This is a genomic window from Mycobacterium paraense (genome assembly GCF_002101815.1).
Lineage (GTDB): Bacteria > Actinomycetota > Actinomycetes > Mycobacteriales > Mycobacteriaceae > Mycobacterium > Mycobacterium paraense.
On the sequence record NZ_LQPM01000013.1, the window covers coordinates 497356 to 518422 of the forward strand.

At 69.7% G+C, this 21067-nt stretch carries 21 protein-coding genes and 1 pseudogene; 13 read left to right on the plus strand and 9 right to left on the minus strand.

From position 1 onward, the window contains the following. Nucleotides 1–22: 22 nt before the first annotated feature. The 3 genes from AWB89_RS14420 to AWB89_RS14430 are packed head-to-tail and all read right to left on the minus strand — an operon-like array spanning nucleotide 23 to nucleotide 2795. A complete protein-coding gene (locus tag AWB89_RS14420) occupies nucleotides 23–1105 on the minus strand; it encodes an adenosine deaminase (RefSeq protein WP_085174451.1) in 1083 nt (360 codons plus the stop codon). Then, the gene (locus AWB89_RS14425) at nucleotides 1102–2400 is read right to left on the minus strand and encodes a thymidine phosphorylase (protein ID WP_085174453.1); all 1299 of its coding nucleotides are present in this window, start codon (nucleotides 2398–2400) and stop codon (nucleotides 1102–1104) included. The genes AWB89_RS14420 and AWB89_RS14425 overlap by 4 nt, the downstream gene beginning before the upstream one ends. Continuing rightward, complete coding sequence (locus AWB89_RS14430; RefSeq protein WP_085174455.1) at nucleotides 2397–2795, minus strand: cytidine deaminase; 399 nt, start codon at nucleotides 2793–2795, stop codon at nucleotides 2397–2399. The genes AWB89_RS14425 and AWB89_RS14430 overlap by 4 nt, the downstream gene beginning before the upstream one ends. A gap of 231 nt (nucleotides 2796–3026) precedes the next feature. Here AWB89_RS14430 and sdhC point away from each other — a divergent pair, with 231 nt between their 5' ends. From sdhC to AWB89_RS14450, 4 genes are read left to right on the plus strand one after another with little or no spacing between them, the layout of a single operon-like run. After that, entirely contained in the window at nucleotides 3027–3365 is a 339-nt protein-coding gene (gene sdhC / locus AWB89_RS14435) for a succinate dehydrogenase, cytochrome b556 subunit (protein WP_241519317.1), read from the plus strand. Beyond that, a complete protein-coding gene (locus tag AWB89_RS14440) occupies nucleotides 3362–3829 on the plus strand; it encodes a succinate dehydrogenase hydrophobic membrane anchor subunit (protein ID WP_085096199.1) in 468 nt (155 codons plus the stop codon). Before sdhC ends, AWB89_RS14440 begins: the two co-directional genes overlap by 4 nt. Nucleotides 3830–3839: 10 nt before the next feature. Beyond that, nucleotides 3840–5594: a succinate dehydrogenase flavoprotein subunit gene (sdhA, locus tag AWB89_RS14445; RefSeq protein ID WP_085096201.1), complete on the plus strand. Its 1755-nt coding sequence runs from the start codon at nucleotides 3840–3842 to the stop codon at nucleotides 5592–5594. After that, the gene (locus AWB89_RS14450; RefSeq protein WP_085174457.1) at nucleotides 5594–6376 is read left to right on the plus strand and encodes a succinate dehydrogenase iron-sulfur subunit; all 783 of its coding nucleotides are present in this window, start codon (nucleotides 5594–5596) and stop codon (nucleotides 6374–6376) included. The genes sdhA and AWB89_RS14450 overlap by 1 nt, the downstream gene beginning before the upstream one ends. A 17-nt stretch (nucleotides 6377–6393) precedes the next feature. On the opposite strand, the gene AWB89_RS14455 is transcribed toward AWB89_RS14450, so the two are convergent. Continuing rightward, on the minus strand, nucleotides 6394–7458 hold the full coding sequence (locus tag AWB89_RS14455) for a GGDEF domain-containing protein (RefSeq protein WP_085096204.1): 1065 nt from the start codon (nucleotides 7456–7458) through the stop codon (nucleotides 6394–6396). 37 nt (nucleotides 7459–7495) lie between these two features. Here AWB89_RS14455 and AWB89_RS14460 point away from each other — a divergent pair. The 3 genes and pseudogenes from AWB89_RS14460 to AWB89_RS14470 form a co-directional block, all read left to right on the plus strand. Then, a pseudogene (locus tag AWB89_RS14460) lies at nucleotides 7496–8140 on the plus strand (carboxymuconolactone decarboxylase family protein); the annotation flags it as partial. A 9-nt stretch (nucleotides 8141–8149) separates the two neighbouring features. Then, the gene (locus AWB89_RS14465) at nucleotides 8150–8881 is read left to right on the plus strand and encodes a helix-turn-helix domain-containing protein (protein WP_085174461.1); all 732 of its coding nucleotides are present in this window, start codon (nucleotides 8150–8152) and stop codon (nucleotides 8879–8881) included. 46 nt (nucleotides 8882–8927) lie between these two features. After that, nucleotides 8928–10019: an alpha/beta hydrolase gene (locus AWB89_RS14470; RefSeq protein WP_085174463.1), complete on the plus strand. Its 1092-nt coding sequence runs from the start codon at nucleotides 8928–8930 to the stop codon at nucleotides 10017–10019. Here the strand turns inward: AWB89_RS14470 and AWB89_RS14475 are convergent. Continuing rightward, the gene (locus tag AWB89_RS14475; RefSeq protein WP_085174465.1) at nucleotides 9963–10886 is read right to left on the minus strand and encodes a sigma-70 family RNA polymerase sigma factor; all 924 of its coding nucleotides are present in this window, start codon (nucleotides 10884–10886) and stop codon (nucleotides 9963–9965) included. The two genes, AWB89_RS14470 and AWB89_RS14475, sit on opposite strands and share 57 nt — an antisense overlap. A 26-nt stretch (nucleotides 10887–10912) precedes the next feature. Between AWB89_RS14475 and AWB89_RS14480 the strand changes: the two genes are divergently transcribed. Beyond that, the gene (locus tag AWB89_RS14480) at nucleotides 10913–12244 is read left to right on the plus strand and encodes an aspartate aminotransferase family protein (RefSeq protein ID WP_085174467.1); all 1332 of its coding nucleotides are present in this window, start codon (nucleotides 10913–10915) and stop codon (nucleotides 12242–12244) included. Here AWB89_RS14480 and AWB89_RS14485 read toward each other — a convergent pair. Continuing rightward, nucleotides 12219–12470, minus strand: coding sequence for a hypothetical protein (locus AWB89_RS14485; RefSeq protein WP_085096470.1), 252 nt, complete (start codon nucleotides 12468–12470; stop codon nucleotides 12219–12221). The genes AWB89_RS14480 and AWB89_RS14485 overlap by 26 nt on opposite strands. 212 nt (nucleotides 12471–12682) lie before the next feature. On the opposite strand from AWB89_RS14485, the gene dacB1 reads away from it, so the two are divergent. Genes dacB1 through AWB89_RS14505 form a run of 4 tightly spaced genes read left to right on the plus strand, consistent with a single transcriptional unit; the run spans nucleotide 12683 to nucleotide 16831 of the window. Further along, nucleotides 12683–13927 (plus strand): D-alanyl-D-alanine carboxypeptidase DacB1, encoded by a 1245-nt coding sequence (gene dacB1, locus AWB89_RS14490; RefSeq protein ID WP_085174469.1) that lies wholly within the window; start codon nucleotides 12683–12685, stop codon nucleotides 13925–13927. After that, nucleotides 13924–15294 carry a sugar porter family MFS transporter gene (locus AWB89_RS14495; protein ID WP_085174471.1) on the plus strand — a complete coding sequence of 457 codons (1371 nt, stop codon included), beginning with the start codon at nucleotides 13924–13926 and terminating at the stop codon, nucleotides 15292–15294. The genes dacB1 and AWB89_RS14495 overlap by 4 nt, the downstream gene beginning before the upstream one ends. Nucleotides 15295–15308: 14 nt before the next feature. Beyond that, the gene (gene nagA, locus AWB89_RS14500; RefSeq protein ID WP_276074630.1) at nucleotides 15309–16412 is read left to right on the plus strand and encodes an N-acetylglucosamine-6-phosphate deacetylase; all 1104 of its coding nucleotides are present in this window, start codon (nucleotides 15309–15311) and stop codon (nucleotides 16410–16412) included. A 50-nt stretch (nucleotides 16413–16462) separates the two neighbouring features. Next, a complete protein-coding gene (locus AWB89_RS14505; protein WP_085096472.1) occupies nucleotides 16463–16831 on the plus strand; it encodes a DoxX family protein in 369 nt (122 codons plus the stop codon). Between the two features lie 8 nt (nucleotides 16832–16839). Here AWB89_RS14505 and yhjD read toward each other — a convergent pair whose 3' ends face one another. Together yhjD and trpS are read right to left on the minus strand one after the other, a co-directional pair. Beyond that, nucleotides 16840–17868: an inner membrane protein YhjD gene (yhjD, locus tag AWB89_RS14510; protein ID WP_085174475.1), complete on the minus strand. Its 1029-nt coding sequence runs from the start codon at nucleotides 17866–17868 to the stop codon at nucleotides 16840–16842. Nucleotides 17869–17892: 24 nt separating this feature from the next. Beyond that, nucleotides 17893–18912: a tryptophan--tRNA ligase gene (gene trpS / locus AWB89_RS14515; protein WP_085174477.1), complete on the minus strand. Its 1020-nt coding sequence runs from the start codon at nucleotides 18910–18912 to the stop codon at nucleotides 17893–17895. A gap of 72 nt (nucleotides 18913–18984) precedes the next feature. Here trpS and AWB89_RS14520 point away from each other — a divergent pair, with 72 nt between their 5' ends. Further along, nucleotides 18985–19827: an alpha/beta fold hydrolase gene (locus AWB89_RS14520; protein WP_085174479.1), complete on the plus strand. Its 843-nt coding sequence runs from the start codon at nucleotides 18985–18987 to the stop codon at nucleotides 19825–19827. On the opposite strand, the gene AWB89_RS14525 is transcribed toward AWB89_RS14520, so the two are convergent. Then, nucleotides 19816–21045 carry an NADP-dependent isocitrate dehydrogenase gene (locus AWB89_RS14525; protein WP_085096250.1) on the minus strand — a complete coding sequence of 410 codons (1230 nt, stop codon included), beginning with the start codon at nucleotides 21043–21045 and terminating at the stop codon, nucleotides 19816–19818. The two genes, AWB89_RS14520 and AWB89_RS14525, sit on opposite strands and share 12 nt — an antisense overlap. Nucleotides 21046–21067 lie beyond the last annotated feature (22 nt).

Consider the following 21067-nt stretch of genomic DNA (forward strand, 5'->3'; position numbering starts at 1 on the left):
CCGGACGGCTGGCGATCGACGACTAACCGATCAGCACCGCGTAGCGCGGCTTGATCACCTCGTCGATGATCGCCAGCCGTTCGTCGAACGGGATGAAGGCCGACTTCATCGCGTTGATGGTGAACCGCTCCAGATCGCTCCACCCGTAGCCGAAAGCCTCGACCAGCCGGTACATTTCGAGGCTCATCGTGGTGTCGCTCATCAGGCGGTTGTCGGTGTTGACGGTCACCCGGAAGCGGGTGCGGGCCAGCAGATCGAACGGATGCTCGGCGATGCTCTTGACCGCCCCGGTCTGCACGTTCGAGCTGGGGCACAGCTCCAGCGGAATTCGCTTGTCCCGCAAGATCGATGCCTGCTGGCCCAGCCGCACGCCACCGCCCTCGAGGACCTCGATGTCGTCGACGATGCGCACCCCGTGGCCCAGCCGGTCGGCGCCGCAGAACGCGATCGCCTCGTGGATGGACGGCAGGCCGAACGCCTCGCCGGCGTGAATGGTGAAGCGCGCGTTGTGGTCTCGCATGTACTCGAAGGCATCCAGGTGGCGCGTCGGCGGGTTGCCGGCCTCCGCCCCGGCGATGTCGAATCCGACGACTCCCTTGTCCCGGAACCGGATTGCCAGCTCGGCGATTTCGCGGGACACCGCGGCGTGCCGCATGGCGGTGACCAGCAGCCGCACCTTGATCGGACGCCCGGCCGCGGCGCAAGCCTTCTCGCCGGCGGTGAAACCCTGCAGCACGGCGTCGACGATCTCGTCGAAGGACAGCCCGCGGTCGATGTGCAGCTCCGGGGCGAAGCGCACCTCGGCATAGACCACGGCGTCGGCGGCCAGGTCCTCCACGCACTCGTAGGCGACGCGGTACAGCGCGTCGGGCGTCTGCATCACCGCCACGGTGTGCGAGAAGGGTTCCAGGTAGCGCTCCAGCGAGCCGCTGTGCGAGCGGGTGCGGAACCACTTCGCCAGCTCGTCCACGTCGGTGGCGGGCAGGCCGTCGTAGCCGGTCTCGGCGGCGATGTCGATCACGGTCGACGGCCGCAGCCCGCCGTCGAGGTGGTCGTGCAGCAGGGCCTTGGGCGCCTTCTTGATCTGCTCTAGGTCCAGTTTCACGTGGCGATCCGATCGATGATCAGCGGCCGGCCAGCCGGTTCTGTGTCGCCGACGCTGAAACCGCCGTCCAGCTCGGCCAGCGCGGCGCCGAAGCGCTCGGGCGCGTCGGTGTAGAGGGTAAACAGCGGCTCGCCGGCGGCGACAAGCTCCCCGGGCCGGCGGTGAATCCGGATGCCCGCGCCCGCCTGCACCGCTTCGCCCGGGCGGGATCGCCCCGCGCCGAGCCGCCATGCCGCCTGACCCACTGCCATCGCGTCGATATCGCCCATTGTGCCGCCCCGGCCGGCGGACACGGTCTCCGAACACGATCCGGTCGGCAACGGGACCGACAGGTCGCCGCCCTGGGCCGCGATGAGCCGGCGGAACCGGTCCATCGCGGTGCCGTCGCGCAGCGCCTCGGCGGGATCGCGGTCGGCGATCCCGGCGAGCTCGAGCATCTCGGTGGCCAGCCGCAACGTCAGCTCCACCACGTCGGGCGGCCCGCCGCCGGCCAGCACCTCGAGCGCCTCGGCGACCTCGAGCGCGTTGCCCACGGTGGCCCCCAGCGGGCGGTTCATGTCGGTCAACAGCGCCCGGGTGGGCACGCCGTGCGCCGCGCCGAGCCGCACCATGGTGTGCGCCAGCTCGCGGCTGGCCGCCTCCGAGGTCATCAGCGCCCCGGAGCCGACCTTCACGTCGAGCACCAGCGCGCCCGCCCCCTCGGCCAGCTTCTTGCTCATCACCGAGCTCGCGATCAGCGGCAGCGACTCGACCGTGGCGGTGACGTCGCGCAGCGCGTACAGCTTGGCGTCGGCCGGCGCCAGCTCGCCGGCGGCGAAGATGGCCGCGCCGACGTCGCGGAGCTGCTCGCGCACCCGCCGGCCGGACAGCGCGGCGGAAAACCCGGCGATGGCTTCCAGCTTGTCCAGGGTGCCGCCGGTGTGCCCGAGCCCGCGGCCCGACGCCTGGGGCACGGCCGCGCCGCAGGCGGCGACGAGGGGGACCAACGGCAGGGTGATCTTGTCCCCGACGCCGCCGGTGGAGTGCTTGTCCACGGTCGGCACGGGCAGGTCGCGGAAGTCCAGGCGGTCGCCGGACGCCAGCATCGCCGCCGTCCACCGCGCGAGCTCGCCGGGGTCCATGCCCCGCCAGAAGATCGCCATCAGCAGCGCCGACATCTGTTCGTCGGCGACCCGGCCGTGGGTGTACGCGTCGACGACCCAGTCGATGGCCGCATCGGACAGCCGCCCGCCGTCGCGCTTGGTGCGGATCACCGTCGGCGCGTCGAACGCCGGGTCGTATTCCGGCCCCGTCAAGGGCGTTCCCGGGGCAGGTCGGCGGTGAAGGCGTCGGGCAGCAGCTCGCCGAGGCGGCGGGGCCCGGCCGGATGGTCGATCAGCAGCTCGGGGCCGCCGTGCTCCAGCAGCACCTGACGGCAGCGCCCGCACGGCATCAGCGGGCCGCCGCCGGCGTCGACGCACGCCAGCGCGACCAGCCGGCCCCCACCGGTGGCGTGCAGGGCGCACACCACCCCGCACTCGGCACAGAGACCAAGGCCATATGAGACGTTCTCCACATTGCAGCCGGTGACCACCCGGCCGTCGTCGACCAGCGCGGCCGCCCCGACCGCGAACCGCGAGTAGGGCGCGTAGGCCCCCGCCGCGGCCTGGGTTGCCTTGTCGCGCAGCGCCTTCCAATCGATATCGGGCACCCTCGCCTCCCTGGAATCCCGCTGTCGATGGCCGGCTCGAGACAGTCACCCTAACTCTGACACGACAGTTCGCCTCGCGGACTGTTCGGCACGACCCTCGAGCTGGCAGGGTTAGGCTGAATTGCCCGGCTTGACTGTCGTTTCAACGTTAAGGGCGGTGAGGACTTGGTGAGTACTGCCACCGCGCGCAAGCGGCGACCACCCCGGACCCTGTATCGGGGCGACCCCGGCATGTGGTCGTGGGTGCTGCATCGCATCAGCGGCGCCACGGTCTTCTTCTTCCTGTTCGTCCACGTCCTGGACGCCGCCATGCTGCGGGTCAGCCCGCAGACCTACAACGCGGTGATCCACGACTACCAGACCCCGATCGTCGGCCTGATGGAGTACGGCCTGATCGCCGCGGTGCTGTTCCACGGCCTGAACGGGATCCGGGTCATCCTGATCGACTTCTGGTCGCAGGGGCCCCGCTACCAGCGGCTGATGTTCTGGATCGTCGGCATCGTCTTCCTGCTGCTGATGGTTCCCGCCGGCGTGGTGACCGGCATCCACATCCTGGAGCACTTCCGATGAGCAGCCCCGACCTGCAACTCGGCCGCGGCGAGACGGCGCCGGTCCGGCAGCGCTTCTACGACCGCCCCGCCAGCCTGGACAATCCGCGCTCGCCGCGCCGGCGGGCGGGCATCCCCAACTTCGAGAAGTTCGCGTGGCTGTTCATGCGGTTCTCCGGGATCGCGCTGGTGTTCCTGGCGATCGGGCACCTGTTCATCATGCTGATGTGGGACGACGGGGTGTACCGCATCGACTTCAACTACGTGGCGGCGCGCTGGCATTCGCCGTTCTGGCAGATCTGGGACATGGCACTGCTGTGGCTGGCCGAGCTGCACGGCGGCAACGGGCTGCGCACCATCATCGACGACTACAGCCGCAAGAACTCCACCCGGTTCTGGCTCAACAGCCTGCTGCTGCTGTCGATCGGGTTCACGTTGGTGCTGGGCACCTACGTGCTGGTGACCTTCGACCCGAACATCTCGTGAAAGGCGCGCCGTGATCCAGCAACACCGATACGACGTGGTGATCGTCGGCGCGGGCGGAGCCGGGATGCGCGCCGCGGTCGAGGCCGGCCCCCGGGTGCGCACCGCGGTGCTGACCAAGCTCTACCCCACCCGCAGCCACACCGGGGCCGCGCAGGGCGGCATGTGCGCGGCGCTGGCCAACGTCGAGGACGACAACTGGGAATGGCACACGTTCGACACCGTCAAGGGCGGCGACTACCTCGCCGACCAGGACGCCGTCGAGATCATGTGCAAGGAAGCCATCGACGCGGTGCTCGACCTGGAGAAGATGGGGATGCCGTTCAACCGCACCCCCGAGGGCCGCATCGACCAGCGCCGCTTCGGCGGGCACACCCGCGACCACGGCAAGGCGCCGGTGCGCCGCGCCTGCTACGCCGCGGACCGCACCGGCCACATGATCCTGCAGACCCTGTACCAGAACTGCGTCAGGCACGACGTGCAGTTCTTCAACGAGTTCTACGCGCTGGATCTGGTGCTCACGCAGACCCCGAGCGGCCCGGTGGCCACCGGCGTGGTCGCCTACGAGCTGGCGACGGGCGAGATCCACGTGTTCCACGCCAAGGCCGTCGTGATCGCCACCGGCGGCTCGGGCCGGATGTACAAGACGACCTCCAACGCGCACACCCTGACCGGCGACGGCATCGGCATCGTCTTCCGCAAGGGACTTCCGTTGGAGGACATGGAGTTTCACCAGTTCCACCCGACGGGCCTGGCCGGCCTGGGCATCCTGATCTCCGAGGCGGTGCGCGGCGAGGGCGGCCGGCTGCTCAATGCCGACGGCGAGCGGTTCATGGAGCGCTACGCCCCGACGATCGTCGATCTGGCGCCGCGCGACATCGTCGCCCGCTCGATGGTGCTCGAGGTGCTGGGGGGCCGCGGCGCGGGCCCCAACAAGGATTACGTCTACATCGACGTCCGCCACCTCGGCGAGGACGTGCTCGAGGCCAAGCTGCCCGACATCACCGAGTTCGCCCGCACCTACCTCGGTGTGGACCCGGTGCACGAGCTGGTGCCCGTCTACCCGACGTGTCACTACGTGATGGGCGGCATCCCGACCACCGTCACCGGACAGGTGTTGCGGGACAACACTTCCACCGTCCCGGGCCTGTACGCCGCCGGTGAATGCGCGTGCGTGTCGGTGCACGGCGCCAACCGGCTGGGCACCAATTCGCTGCTGGACATCAACGTGTTCGGCCGCCGGGCCGGGATCGCCGCGGCGAGCTACGCCCGGGGTCACGACTTCGTCGACATGCCGCCGGACCCGGCCGCGATGGTCGTCGGCTGGGTGGGCGACATCCTCTCCGAGCACGGCAACGAGCGCGTCGCCGACATCCGCAACGCGCTGCAGCAGTCGATGGACAACAACGCCGCGGTGTTCCGCACCGAGGAGACGCTGAAGCAGGCGCTCACCGACATCCACGCGCTCAAGGAGCGCTATTCCCGAATCACCGTGCACGACAAGGGAAAGCGGTTCAACAGCGATCTGCTGGAGGCGATCGAGCTGGGCTTCTTGCTGGAGCTGGCCGAGGTCACCGTGGTCGGCGCGCTGAACCGTAAGGAGTCCCGCGGCGGCCATGCCCGCGAGGACTACCCCAACCGCGACGACGTCAACTACATGCGCCACACCATGGCCTACAAGCAGGGCACCGACCTGCTGAGCGACATCGCGCTGGATTTCAAGCCCGTCGTGCAGACCCGCTACGAACCCAAGGAACGGAAGTACTGATGACGGACGCCGAAACTCTGGAACCCCCGCTGCCGCCGGTCCCCGAGGGCGCGGTGATGGTGACGGTGAAGATCGCCCGGTTCAACCCCGGTCAGCCCGAGGCGTTCGCGAAAACCGGTGGCTGGCAAAGCTTTCGGGTGCCGTGCCTGCCCAGCGACCGGATGCTCAACCTGCTGATCTACATCAAGAGCTACCTGGACGGGACGCTGACGTTCCGGCGATCCTGCGCCCACGGGGTGTGCGGCTCGGACGCCATGCGCATCAACGGCGTCAACCGGCTCGCCTGCAAGGTGCTGATGCGCGATCTGTTGCCTAAGAAGCCGGGCAAGCCGCTGACGATCACGGTCGAGCCGATCCGCGGGCTGCCGGTGGAGAAGGACCTCGTCGTCGACATGGAGCCGTTCTTCGACGCCTACCGGGCGGTGAAGCCCTACCTGATCACCACCGGCAATCCGCCGACGCGGGAACGCATCCAGAGCCCCACCGACCGCGCCCGCTACGACGACACCACCAAGTGCATCCTGTGCGCGTGCTGCACCACCAGTTGCCCCATCTTCTGGCACGAGGGCAGCTACTACGGGCCGGCGGCGATCGTCAACGCGCACCGCTTCATCTTCGACAGCCGCGACGAGGCGGCCGCCGAGCGCCTCGACATCCTCAACGAGGTCGACGGGGTGTGGCGATGCCGGACCACGTTCAACTGCACCGAATCCTGCCCGCGCGGCATCGAGGTGACCAAGGCGATCCAGGAGGTCAAGCGCGCGATCATGTTCTCCCGCTGAGCCGCCCGTGGCGCCCGTCAGCAGAGTTCGTGATGATGACTTCGGTTGCCGCCCAACCGCTTGGCCTGGTACATCGCGGCATCGGACGCGCTGATCAACTCCCCTAGCAGAGCTTGCGGTTCGGGCGCGGCGTCGTCGAGACGCGCGCAGGCGGTGCCGATGCTGGCGGTGACGCCCGCGGCGGAGTCCGCGATGGCCGCACATATTCGCGCGGCCAGCGACTCGGCGTTGCAGCCCGAGGAGGTGCCGGCCAACAGGAATTCCTCACCGCCGCTTCGCGACACGACGGCCTGGTTGTCGGCGGCGGCCAGCAGCGCCTGGGCGACCTGGACCAGCGCTTGGTCGCCGGCGGCGTGGCCGCACCGGTCGTTGAGGGCCTTGAAGTTGTCCAGGTCGATCAGCATCACCATCAGGTGGGAATCGATGCCGCGCCGGGCCAGGATCATGCCCAGCGCCTCGTGCTGGAACGTGCGCCTGTTGAGCAGGCCCGTCAACGGGTCGCGGTCGGCGCGCAGCAGGTCGCCCGACAAGGCGCGCACCAGGATTCGGATGGCCAGCGGCAGGGCGATGTTGACCTCGATCACCAGCCACAGATCCACCCCCGCGAGGCTGGGGTGGCCCGATCTCGCCAGCGACAAGGCCTCCCAGGAGCCGACGGCGGCGGCCAGCGCGAAGTTGTACAGCACGAATCCCGTGGTGTGAAAGAACGCCAGGTAGGCGCCGAACGTCGCGAAGGCGACGCACCCGATCAGTGCGGCCAGCGGGTTGGGGTGGGCCAGGCACGCCAAAGCGACGGCGGTGTTGCACGTCATGGCGTACACCAGCGATTGCGTGCGCGTCGGCCAGCGCCAAATCCACAGCAACATTCCCGCCACCCCGCCGGCGAGGGCGACCCACGTCATCGCCACCGGCACCGGTTCGCGGGGACCGTCCGAGCCGGACAGCAGCGCGACGAGGCACAACACCATCGACGCGGAGATCAGGGCCATCACGGCCCGGGTGGCGCCGCTGATGCCCCGCGACGCGAGGTAGCCGGAGAGCCAGTCGTACTGATCGGCGCCCCGGCTAAACAGCGCGGTCATCGTCAACTCGCAATCGCCACCACAGGTCGAGAGACTAGCCGCATACCGCTGGTATGTGTCACAGTTACGCGGGCCGCCCCGTCTAAGGGGTATGACACAGAAAACCCGCATCGAGCCCCTATCCCCCAAGCGCGCCGGGCTGCTGACCCGGACCATGTACCGGGTCGCCAAGCGCCGCTACGGCCAGGTTCCCGAGCCGTTCGCCGTCTCGGCGCACCACCGCAAACTGATGGTCGCCGGCGCCGTGCACGAAACCATGGTCGAGCGGGCGTCCAAGACGCTCCCGGTCGGCGTGCGCGAACTCGCGGTGCTGTGGACCGCGCGCGCGATCGGCTGCTCGTGGTGCGTCGACTTCGGGTCGATGCTGCAGCGGCTGGACGGTCTGGACATCGAGCGGCTCAAGGACATCGACAACTACGCGACGTCGCCACTTTTCAGCGGCGACGAGCGCGCCGCCATCGCCTACGCCGACGCGATGACCGCCGACCCGCACACCGTCACCGACGAGCAGGTGGCCGACCTGCGCGCCCGCTTCGGCGACGCCGGCGTGTTGGAGCTGACCTACCAGATCGGGCTGGAGAACATGCGGGCGCGGATGAACTCCGCGCTGGGCATCACCGAGCAGGGCTTCAATTCCGGGGACGCCTGCCGCATCCCGTGGGAGACGCCGGCGCAGCGCTAGAGTGGCGGCATGCGCGTCTGGGACCTGGGCCCGGGTCGGCTCATGGTGGCCGGCGCATTCTCCGATCTCGCGCTGCACCACCACCCCGCCGTCCAGGTCACGGTCGGCACCCAGGGCCCGCTGACCGTGACCCGGGCGGGCGGCCGGCGCGACGTGTGCCGGCTGGTCGTGGTCGGCAGCGGCGTCCGGCATGCGGTGCGCTCGGAGGCGAGATCCGGCGCCGTGACGCTGTATTTCGGGCTGCAGACGCCGCAGGGCGTCGCGCTGAACGCCGCGGCGCACCAAGGCGTCTGGGTCGTCGAGGACTCCCAACCGCTGGCCGAGGCGGCGGCCGCGGCGCTGGACGGGGACGGCCCGCGCGCCGCGGCGGACCTCCTGGTCGGCCGGCTGTGCGGACGGCGGGACGTACCGCGGTCCGTGCACCCGCAGCTGCGCCGGGCGATCGAAGTCGTGTCGAGCCGGGTGCCGAGCCGCGTCGACGTGGCCGCGGTCGCGAATGCCGTTGCGCTGTCCCCGGATTACCTCGGGCGACTGTGCAAGCAGCAGACGGGGGCGTCGTTGTCCGCCACGATCCGCTGGGCGCGGTTGGTGGCCGCCATGGGCCACGTGATCGAGGGCCGCTCGGTCACCGATGCCGCCCACCTGGCCGGGTTTGCCGACGGCTCGCACGCCACCCGGGTGTGCTGGGAGATGACCGGGTCGGCCCCGCGCGACCTGGCGCGCGCGGTTCGCCAATCCTGACGGATCCGTCCAAGCGCCCCCGGCACGATGGGTCCACGCTTGGGACATGGCAGCACTAGGCATCAAGGCGGCAGTGGTCCACAGCGTGTTCGGGTTGCCCCGGCCGGTCCGCCGACTCCTGGCGGGCCCGCCGGTTCGGATCGACGGCCAGGAGCTGGACCTCGACGCGCAGCTGTTCATCCGCCTCAAAAACCGTTCGGGCTCCGACGTTTTCACCGATCCCGTCGACGCGGCGCGGGCGCGGTACGACGGGCTGCCCCGCCTCATCCGGTACGAGTCACCGGTCCCCGTCGCGACGCGGGAAGTCTCGATCCCCGCCGAGCACGGCGACATCCCGGCCACCCTGTACACGCCGGCCGGCCTGCCCGCGCCGTCGGGGCTGCTGGTCTATTTCCACGGCGGCGGCTTCTCCGTCGGCTCCCGAATCAGCCACGACCCGGTCGCGCGTTACCTGGCGGGGCGCGCGGGCGTGCGCGTGCTGTCGGTCGAGTACCGGCGCGCGCCGGAGCACCCGTTCCCCGCCGCCGTGCACGACGCGATCGCCGCGTTCGACTACGCGCATCGCCACGCCGCCGGGCTGGGCGCGGATCCCGACCGCGTCGCGGTCGGCGGCGACAGCGCCGGCGGGAACCTGGCCGCCGTGACGGCCCAACAGGCGGTGCGGCGGGGCGGCGCCGTTCCCGCTTTCCAGCTGCTGATGTATCCCCCGACGGACCTCGGCGCGCGGCGACCTTCGCACGACCTGTTCAACCGGGCGTCGACGTTCACCGACGCGAATCTTCGCTGGGCGCTGGCCAACTACGTCCCGGACGGGACCGACCCGGGCGATCCGCGGCTGTCACCGCTGCGCGGCGACGTCACCGGCCTGCCGCCCGCGTACGTCGGCAGCGCCGGCTTCGATCCGATCCGCGACGACGGGATCGCATACGCGGAAAAGCTCTGCGCCGCTGGGGTTTCGGTGGCGCTGAGCCGCCAATCCGACCTGCCACACGCGTACCTCAACTTCGTCGGGCTGGGCGGCCGGTTCGCCGAGGCCGCCGCCGAGGCCGCCGGCGCCTTGCGGCTCGGCCTCGCGCTGGCGTCACCAACGACCCAGGGGCGAGCCGGTGAACTTGTCCGGGTTGGCGACATCCCATAGGGCGCAGACCTTTCCGTCGCGCACGGTCATCGCGAGTATCCGCGGCCGCATCTCCCAGTGGCCGTCGTCGCCGGGGCTGCCCGCCGTGTAGGCGCCCAGTTCGCCGTTGACCAGCGCCAGCTGGTTGGCCGTGAAGAACGCCGGCCCGTAGCGGCGGGCCAGGCCGAACATGAAGCTGGCCACCTTGTCCGCCCCGTGGATGACGTGAACCGCGGTGGGCGCCTTGCCATTTGAATCACCGGTGAAGATCACGTCGGGATGCAGCAGCGCCACCACGGCCTCCAGGTCGCCGGTGGCCATGGCGGCCATCAGCCGGCCGACCACCTCGTTGTGCGACGGATCGGGTTGCCCGGATAGTGAGGCCGGCTCCGCGGTGACCGCCTTGCGGGCCCGCGACGCCAGCTGCCGCGCGGCTGCCTCGCTGATGCCCAGCACCTGGGCCACGTCGGCGAACGGCACGGCGAAGCCGTCGTGCAGCACGAACGCGACCCGCTGGTCGGGCGACAGGCGCTCCAGCACCACCATCGCCGCGAACCGGGCGTCCTCGCTGGCCACCACCGCGGACAGCGGGTCGTCCTGGTCGAAGCCCGTGACCACCGGCTCGGGCAGCCAGTTGCCGGTGTAGGTCTCACGGCGATGCGCGGCCGAGCGCAACCGGTCCAGGCCCAGCCTGCTCACCACGGTGGTCAGCCAGGCCCGCAGGTCGGAGATGGCGGTTTCGTTTCGGGCGTTCTGCCCGTGCCAGCGCAGCCAGGCCTCCTGGACGATGTCCTCGGCGTCGGCCACGGTGCCGGTCAGCCGGTAGGCGACGGACATGAGATGCGGTCGCAGGGACTCGAACTCGCTGACCTGCTGCGCTGCGGTCATACCGCGAGGCTACGCTCGCGGACAAGATGACCGACAACCTGTGGCTGCACTTCGCCCGGCACGGACCCGACACCGTCCCGCCGATCATCACGCGCGGCGAGGGGGTCAGGATCTTCGACGACCGCGGCCGCAGCTACCTCGACGGGTTGTCGGGGTTGTTCACGGTGCAGGTCGGCCACGGCCGCGCCGAACTCGCCGAGGTCGCCGCCCGGCAGGCCGCCACGCTGGCGTACTTCCCGTTGTGGGGATACGCCACCCCGGCCGCGATCGAGCTGTCCGAGCGCCTCGCGCGCTACGCGCCGGGCGAGTTGAACCGGGTCTTCTTCACCACCGGCGGCACCGAGGCCGTCGAGACCGCGTGGAAGGTCGCCAAGCAATACTTCAAGCTCACCGGCAAACCCGGTAAGCACAAGGTGATTTCGCGATCGGTGGCCTACCACGGCACCACGCAGGGCGCGCTGGCGATCACCGGGTTGCCGCGGTACAAGGCGCCGTTCGAGCCGGTGACCCCGGGCGGCTTCCGGGTGCCCAACACCAACTTCTACCGCGCGCCGGACCCGTTCGCCGAGGACCCCAAGGCCTTCGGGCGCTGGGCCGCCGACCGGATCGCCGAGGCGATCGAGTTCGAGGGCCCCGACACCGTCGCCGCGGTCTTTCTCGAACCGGTGCAGAACGCGGGCGGCTCGATCCCGCCTCCCCCAGGCTATTTCGAGCGGGTGCGCCAGATCTGCGACTCCTACGACGTGCTACTGGTCTCCGACGAGGTGATCTGCGCCTTCGGCCGGATCGGGTCGATGTTCGCCTGTGCCGACTTCGGCTACGTGCCCGACATGATCACCTGCGCCAAGGGGATGACGTCCGGCTACTCGCCGCTGGGCGCGATGATCGCCAGCGAGCGGTTGTTCGAGCCGTTCAACGACGGCAAAACCATGTTCCCGCACGGCTATACGTTCGGCGGTCACCCCGTGTCGGCCGCGGTGGCGCTGGCCAACCTCGACATCTTCGAGCGGGAGGGCCTCAACGAACGGGTGAAGAACAACGCGCCGCGTTTCCGCGCCACCCTGGAGAAGCTCTACGACCTGCCCATCGTCGGCGACGTGCGCGGCGAGGGCTATTTCTACAGCGTCGAGCTGGTCAAGGACCGGGCGAGCAAGCAGAGGTTCACCGACGACGAACGAGGGCCGCTGCTCGGCCGCGTCGCCTCGGCGCTGTTCGAGGCCGGCTTGTACTGCCGCACCGACGACCGCGGCGACTCCGTCGTCCAGCTGGCGCCGCCCCTGATCAGCGGGCAGGCCGAGTTCGACACCATCGAGGCCGCCCTGCGCGGCGTGCTCAGCGAGGAGTGTCGGCGCCTGTAGCGAGGACCCGGTTGACCTCGTAAGCGGCCAGCAACACCTCGCGCGAATGCGCGGTGCTCGGATTGCTCGCCATCCGCGTCTGCGCGTTGCACAGCCAGGTCAGCGCCGACCGCAGGTCTCCCTCGGGCGCGGCATCGCGATGCTGCTTCAGCTCGGTCAACACGCCGTCCAGCCGGGAGTGCCGCACCTGGGTGCCCTTCTCGACCTGCTTGAGCAGTTGTTCCAGCGATCGCGGACCGTCACCGTCGCGCCGCCACCTCGAGAAAAATCGATTGTTCTCCAATGGGCAGACCCTTCGGTGGAGGTAGTCAAGCCGACCGCATGACAGCGTAATGCCTCGACGTTCGGGGGCTGAAACAGGGATTTGTAACATCTGCCCCACCAGTCACAGCGCGGCTCCCGGGAATCGGGCGGTCGATCGCCTAATCTGCACACACAATGAACTTCCTACGCCCCGCGTCTTGCCTGGCAGCGGCCTGTTTTGTGATGAGCGCCGTCGTGATCGCCGCGCCGGTGGCACCCGCGTTCGCCGAACCGCCCCCGCAGCCCAACGCCGGCCCCGGGAACTGCCCGTTCCAGGTGAACACCCCGCCCGCGGTGGATTCCTCGGAGGTCCCGGCCGCCGGCGACCCGCCGATGCCGCTGGCGGTGCCGCCGAAGCCGGTCGGCGGCGAGGCGCTGAGCAGTTGCGGCGTCGTCGCGGCGCCCGACACCGCCCCGCTGCCCGGCGACGTCTCCGCCGACGCGTGGCTGGTGGCGGACCTGGACAGCGGCGCCGTCATCGCCGCCAAGGATCCGCACGGCAGGCACCGCCCGGCCAGCATCATCAAGGTGCTGGTCGCGATGGCCTCCCTCAACGCGTTGCCGCTCAACAAGTCCGTCCCGGGCACGGCCGACGACGCGGCGGCCGAGGGCACCAAGGTCGGCGTGACCGACGGCGGCGTTTTCACCGTCAACCAACTGCTGCACGGGCTGCTCATGCACTCGGGCAACGACGCCGCCCACGCGCTGGCCATGCAGCTTGGCGGCATGCAGCAGGCGCTGGACAAGATCAACGTGCTGGCCGCCAAGCTCGGCGGCCGGGACACCCGGGTGGCGACGCCGTCGGGCCTGGACGGGCCCGGCATGAGCACGTCGGCCTACGACATCGGCCTGTTCTACCGCTACGCCTGGCAGAACCCGACCTTCGCCGACATCGTCGCGACGAAGACCTTCGACTTCCCCGGCCACGGCGACCACCCCGGCTACGAGCTGGAAAACGACAACCAGCTGCTCTACAAGTATCCCGGCGCGATGGGCGGCAAGACCGGCTACACCGACGACGCCGGCCAGACCTTCGTGGGCGCGGCCAACCACGACGGGCGGCGGCTGATGGCGGTGCTGCTGCACGGGACGCGGCAGCCGATCGCGCCATGGGAACAGGCGGCGCACCTGCTGGACTACGGGTTTTCCACGCCGCGCGGCACCCAGGTGGGCACGCTGATCGAGCCGGATCCCTCGCTGCTGCCGGCCCACCACGACGCGGCCGCCGACCGGCCGGGCGCCGCCGCCCAGGCCGCCGGGTTCATGCCGTCGGCGGACGCGCTGCCGGTGCGGGTGGGCGTCGCGGTGATCGGAACGGTCATCGTGTTTAGTTTGATCATGGTCGCTCGCTCGATGAACCGCCGACCGCAACACCGATGACGTCGCGGCCCGCCGTCTCGCGGCGGGGCCTGCGGGTTGGGCTCACCGCCGCCAGCGTCGGCGTCATCTACGGCTACGACCTCTCCATCATCGCCGCCGCGCAGCTGTTCGTCACCGAGGACTTCGGGCTCACCACCCGCCAGCAAGAGCTGCTGACGACGATGGTGGTGCTGGGTCAGATCGCCGGGGCGCTCGGCGCGGGCGTGCTCGCCAATGCCATCGGGCGCAAGAAGTCGATGGTGCTGATCGCCGTCAGCTACGCGGTGTTCGCGCTGCTGGCGGCGTTCTCGGTGTCGCTGCCGATGCTGCTGGCGGCGCGGTTCCTGCTCGGCCTGACCATCGGCGTGACCGTGGTGGTCGTCCCGGTGTACGTGGCGGAGTCGTCCCCCGCGGCGGTGCGCGGCTCGCTGCTGACGGCGTATCAGCTGGCGATCGTCAGCGCCCTGATCCTCGGGTACCTGACCGGGTACGCCTTGGCGGGCACCCACAGCTGGCGCTGGATGCTGGGGCTGGCCGCGGTGCCCGCAACCCTGTTGCTGCCCTTGCTGATTCGAATGCCCGACACGGCCCGGTGGTACCTGCTGAAGGGCCGGGTCGACGACGCCCGGCGGGCCCTGGTGCGCATCGAGCCGGACGCGCGGGTCGACGAGGAGCTCGCCGAGATCGGCCGCGCCCTGGGCGAAGGGAGCGGCGGCGTCTCCGAGATGCTGCGCAGGCCGTACCTGCGGGCGACCGCCTTCGTGGTCACGCTCGGTTTCCTGATCCAGATCACCGGCATCAACGCGATCATCTACTACAGCCCGCGGATATTCGAAGCCATGGGCTTCACCGGCAACTTCGCGCTGCTCGGCTTGCCGGCGCTGGTTCAGGTCGCCGGTCTGGCCGCCGTGTTCACCGCGTTGCTTCTCGTCGACCGGCTGGGCCGGCGCCCGATCCTGTTGTGCGGCATCGCCATGATGATCGTCGCCGACGTCGTGCTGCTGGCCGTGTTCACCCACGACCATCTCGGCGGCGCCGGGCTGGCTTTCGGCTTCGCCGGCATCCTGCTGTTCATCATCGGCTACACGATGGGTTTCGGCTCGCTGGGCTGGGTGTATGCCAGCGAGAGTTTCCCGTCCCGGCTGCGCTCCCTCGGGTCGAGCGCGATGCTGACCTCCAACCTCGTCGGCAACGCCATCGTCGCCGCCGTGTTCCTGACCATGCTGCATTCCCTTGGCGGCGCGGGAACTTACGCGGTGTTCGCGGGTCTCGCGGTGGTCGCATTCGGGTTCGTCCACCGGTGGGCCCCCGAGACCAAGGGGCGCCAGCTCGAGGAGATCAGCCACTTCTGGGAGAACGGCGGCCACTGGGACAAACCGTGCGAGTGATCGCCGCGGGCGCCATGGTCCTCGACGGCGCGGTCCGCCGGCCAGGGTGGCTGGAGGTCTCCGACGGGCGGATCGTCGACTGCGGCGGCGGCCCGCCGCCGCGCCCGGCCGACGAGGACTTCCCGGATTGCGTTGTGGTACCGGGCTTTATCGACATGCACGTGCACGGCGGGGGCGGGGCGTCCTACACCGATCCCGACGGCGTCGACACCGCCGCCGGCTTCCACCTGCGGCACGGCACCACCACGACGCTGGCCAGCCTGGTCACCTCGGCGCCGGCCGAGCTGATCGCCGGCGTGCGCGCGCTCGCCGCGGCGACCCGACGGGGAACCATCGCGGGCATCCACCTGGAGGGGCCGTGGCTGAGCCGGTCCCGCTGCGGCGCCCACGACCCCGCCCGGATGCGCGACCCGGACGCGGAAGAGATCGACGCCGTGCTGAGCGCGGGCGCCGGCGCGATCCGGATGGTGACGCTGGCGCCCGAACTGCCGGGCGCCCAGGACGCGATCCGGCGCTTCCTGGACGCGGGTGTCGTTGTCGCCGTAGGGCATACGGACGCGACGTACGAGCAGACGAAAAGGGCCATCGACGCCGGCGCCACGGTCGGCACTCACCTGTTCAACGCGATGCCCCCCCTGCACCACCGCGAGCCGGGGCCCGCGCTGGCCCTGCTGCAAGACGCGGGCGTGACGGTCGAACTCATCGCCGACGGCGTGCACGTGCACCCCGAGGTGGTGCGCGCGGTGATCGCCGCCGCGGGGGCCGACCGGGTCGCCCTGGTGACCGACGCGATCGCCGCGGCCGGCCGCGCCGACGGGGCGTTTCGGCTCGGCGCGGTCGCGATCGACGTCGCCGCCGGGGTGGCGCGGGTGCGGGGCACGTCGACGATCGCGGGCAGCACCGCGACGATGGACGCGATCTTCCGCCGCGTGGCCGCGGACGCGGGAGACGCGGGGCTTCAGGCCGCGGCGCGGATGACCGCGGCGACGCCCGCGCGGGCCCTGGGGCTGCAGCGCGTGGGGACCCTGCGGGCGGGCTTCGAGGCCAATCTTGTTGTGCTGGACGGCGCTTTGGAAGTGACCGCCGTCACGGTCCGCGGCGAGTGGCGTCACACCTAGCCCCACCGTCACGTCATACCTCTGAGTCCGCATCAACTCAGGAGGTCATGATGAACGCATTGCTCTGGATCCTGCAGGCGGCGCTCGCCGCGGTCTTCGCCGCGTCCGGCCTGGCGAAGATCAGCCAGCCCAAGGACCGGCTCATCGCGAGCGGCCAAACCGGCGTCGCGCCGTTCCCGGTGCCGGTGATCCGCCTCACCGCCCTGTGCGAATTGCTGGGCGCCGTCGGCATCGTGCTGCCCCGCCTGGTGGGCGTCGCGCCGTATCTCACCCCGCTCGCGGCCGTCGGCTTCGCGATCGTCATGGTGGGCGCCATCGCCTCGCACGCCTACCTGCGCGAACCGCGCAACGTCGCGCTGACGACGTTGATCTTCATCGCGGCGGTCACCGTGGCCGTCGGCAGGGCGCACGGCCTGTGAGCGCTGGGCTATCGGAGCCGGCGGGCCAGGCGGGAAAAAGCCAGCGCCCCAACGGCTCCCAGGCCCATCGCGGTGAGCGTCTGACGCGTGCTGAGCCCGTCATCCACGTGCACCCGCGGCGCGATGATCGCGGGCGGCGGCGGATCGACGGGCTTGGCGCGCGGATCCGTCGACGCGGTGGCCGCCCAGGCGGCCGCGAACAGAACCAAATAGGCGGTGATGTAGGAGAACACCATCAGCCCCAGCACCGGCCCGAAGGTGGCGCCCGCCGGGCTGCGCAGCACCGCCTTCAGATAGATCGACGCCACCTGCTTGAACAGCTCGAAGCCGATCGCCGCCAGCAGCCCGGCCCGCACCGAGTCGCGCAGGTTCACCTTCTCGCGCGGCAGCCGGGCGATCAGCCAGATGAACAGCAGCCACGACACCAGGACGGCGATCACGATGGAAATCAGCTGGAACAACCAGTCGAGCACCGTAAACTCCGGTATGCCAAGCCATTTCAGCACCGCGGCCATCGGCGCGTCGTGGCCGAGCGTGGTCAGCGCGACGGTGGCCAACGCCACCGCGAACGTGCCCGCCATCGCCAGCAGGTCCGAAAGCTTGTTGCGCACAAAGCCCGGCGAATCGATGCGCCGCTCCCACCACATCTCGGTCACCGCCGCCCGCAGATGCGATATCCACCCCAACCCCGCCCAGGCGGCGGTGGCCAGGCCGATGACGCCGACCGAGGTCCGCGCGTCGATCGCCGAGTTCATCAGGTCCACCAGCTGCTGTGAGAGGGCGCCGGACACCGTGGACCGGATGTGGTCGTCGATCGTGGCCAGCAGCTGAGGCCGACGCGAGAGCACGAACCCGAACGCCGCGAAACCGACCATGAGCAACGGGAATAGCGCGAAGATCGTGTAGTACGAGAGGCCGGCCGCATAAAAGCCGCCGTTGCGCTCGTCGAAGCGCCCGTAGGCGCGCATGACGTGGTCGAACCAGCCGAACCGGGCCCGCAACCGATCCAGGACCCCGGATGTGGCCGGCTCGCTCATGGTGAAGCTCCTACTAGAAGCAAGTCATCCCTGTTGCGGAAGGAACCCTAGCCGATCGTAAACCCGCCGAACGGTTTTCCCGGCCACGTCCTCGGCGCGCTGCGCCCCGGTCGCCAGCACCGACTCCAATTCGGCGCGGTCGGCCATCAATTCGTCGACGCGCGCCTTGATCGGGCTGACGAACTCCACCACGGCCTCCGCGGTGTCCTTCTTCAGGTCGCCGTAGCCGCGCCCGGCGTAGCCGTCCACCAGCTGGTCGATGCCGACGCCGGAAACCGCCGACTGGATGGTGAGCAGGTTCGACACCCCCGGCTTGGCCTCGGTGTCGTACCGGATCTCGCGCTCGCTGTCGGTCACGGCCGAGCGAATCTTCTTGGCGGACAACGCCGGATCGTCGAGCAGGTTGATCAACCCGGCGTCGGTGGAAGCCGATTTGCTCATCTTCGCCGTCGGCAGTTGCAGGTCATAGATCTTGGCGGTGGCCTTGGGGATCAGCACGTCGGGAACCACGAAGGTGTCCGGGAAGCGGCCGTTGAATCGCTGCGCGATGTCGCGGGCCAGCTCGAGGTGCTGGCGCTGGTCCTCGCCCACCGGCACCAGATCGGAGTCGTAGGCCAGCACGTCGGCGGCCTGCAGCACCGGGTACGTGAACAGGCCGACGGTGGTCGCGTCGCTGCCCTGGCGCGCCGACTTGTCCTTGAACTGCGTCATCCGCGACGCCTGCCCGAAGCCGGTGAAGCAACCGAGCACCCACGCCAGCTGGGTGTGGGCGGGCACGTGGCTCTGCACGAACACCGTGCTGCGGGCGGGGTCGATACCCAGCGCCAGGTACTGCGCGGCGGTGATCAGGGTCCGGCGCCGCAGCGCCTCGGGGTCCTGCGGGATGGTGATGGCGTGCAGGTCGACGACGCAGAAGAAGGAGTTGTAGTCGTCCTGCAGCGCGACCCACTGGGTGACGGCGCCCAGCGCGTTACCCAGGTGGAGCGAGTCGGAGGTGGGCTGCACGCCGGAGAAGATCCGACGGGATCCGGTAGCGGTGCTCATGATGCCCCGATCTTTTCACGCAGGAATCCGGGCCGGTTGCGGTACCGCCGGTACCGCCTTTAATGTCGGGTTATGGGGAATCGTCCGCCGATACACCTCGGCTCCGGGGAGCCGGTCCTGCTGCTGCACCCGTTCCTGCTGTCCCAGGCGGTGTGGGAGGACGTCGCGCAGCGGCTCGCCGACACCGGGCGCTACGAGGTCTTCGCACCGACGATGGCCGGCCACAACGGCGGGCCCAAGGCCGGCACCTGGTTCTTGTCGTCCGAGGTGCTCGCCGATCACGTGGAGCGCCAGATGGACGAACTGGGCTGGAAGACCGCCCACATCGTCGGCAACTCGCTGGGCGGCTGGGTGGCCTTCGAGCTGGAGCGCCGCGGCCGGGCGCGCAGCGTCACCGGCATCGCCCCGGCGGGCGGCTGGACGCGCTGGACCCCGGCGAAGTTCGAGGTGATCGCCAAGTTCATCCTGGGGATTCCGCTGTTGGTGGCCGCCTGGGCCTTCGGCCCGCGCGTCCTGCGCCTGCCGTTCAGCCGGCAGTTGGCCACCTACGCGATCAGCGCCACACCGGACGCCGTCAGCGACCGCCAGCTGTCCGCCATCATCGACGACGTCAGGCACTGCCCCGCCTACTTCCAGCTGCTGGTCAAAGCCACGCTGCTGCACGGCCTGCGGGAGGTCGCCCAGAACGCCGTCCCCGCGCACCTGGTGATCTGCGAAAAGGACCGCATCCTGCCCGCGCCCCGGTTCAGCCGGCACTTCACCAACCACCTGCCCAAGGACAGTCACCAGGTCACCAGGCTCGACGGCGTCGGGCACGTTCCGATGTTCGAGGCGCCCGAACGCATCACCCGGGTGATCACCGAGTTCATCGAGGATCGCTGCGCGTCCCCGGGCCGGGAGGAATCAACCGGCTAGGGCCTTCTCCAGGTTCTCGGCGATGGAGTTCAGGAACTCCTCGCTGTTCTGGTATTCCTGCTCGGGCCCGATGAGGATGGCGAGGTCCTTGGTCATCTTGCCGCCCTCGACGGTGGAGATGACGACGTCCTCCAGCTGCTGGGCGAACTCGATCACCTCGGGGGTGTCGTCCAGCTTGCCGCGGTGCTGCAGCCCGCGGGTCCAGGCGAAGATCGACGCGATCGGGTTCGTCGACGTCGGCTTGCCCGCCTGGTACTGCCGGAAGTGGCGCGTGACGGTGCCGTGCGCGGCCTCGGCCTCGACCGTCTTGCCGTCGGCCGTCATCAGCACCGACGTCATCAGCCCGAGCGAGCCGTAGCCCTGCGCGACGGTGTCGGACTGCACGTCGCCGTCGTAGTTCTTGCAGGCCCAGACGTAGCCGCCCTCCCACTTCAGGCAGGCCGCGACCATGTCGTCGATCAGCCGGTGCTCGTAGGTCAGCCCCTCGGCCTCGAACTGCTCCTTGAATTCCTCGTCGTAGATCCGCTGGAACTCGTCTTTGAACATGCCGTCGTAGGCCTTGAGGATGGTGTTCTTGGTCGACAGGTACACCGGCCACTTGGCGTTCAGGCCGTACGCGAACGAGGCGCGCGCGAAATCGCGGATCGAGTCCTTGAAGTTGTACATCCCCATCACGACGCCGCCGTCCTCCGGGATGGACACCACCTCGTGCACCATCGGCTCGCTGCCGTCGGCGGGCTTGAAGGTCAGCGTGACCGTACCCGGCTTGTCGACCTTGAAGTTCGTCGCCCGGTATTGGTCACCAAAGGCGTGCCGGCCGATGACGATCGGCTTGGTCCAGCCCGGAACCAGGCGCGGCACATTGGAAATCACGATCGGCTCGCGGAAAATGGTGCCGCCCAAAATGTTCCGGATGGTCCCGTTGGGCGACAGCCACATCTTCTTGAGGTTGAATTCGTGGACGCGCGCCTCGTCGGGGGTGATGGTCGCGCACTTGACGCCCACGCCGTGCTTCTTGATCGCATAGGCCGCGTCGATCGTCACCTGGTCGTCGGTCCGATCGCGGTGCTCGATCCCCAGGTCGTAGTACTCCAGGTGGATGTCGAGGTGCGGAAGGATCAGCATGTCCTTGATCATCTTCCAGATGACGCGGGTCATCTCGTCGCCGTCGAGCTCTACTACCGGTCCCTGGACCTTGATCTTGGATTCGCCTGACATTTCGAGCTCGACTTTCCTCTCG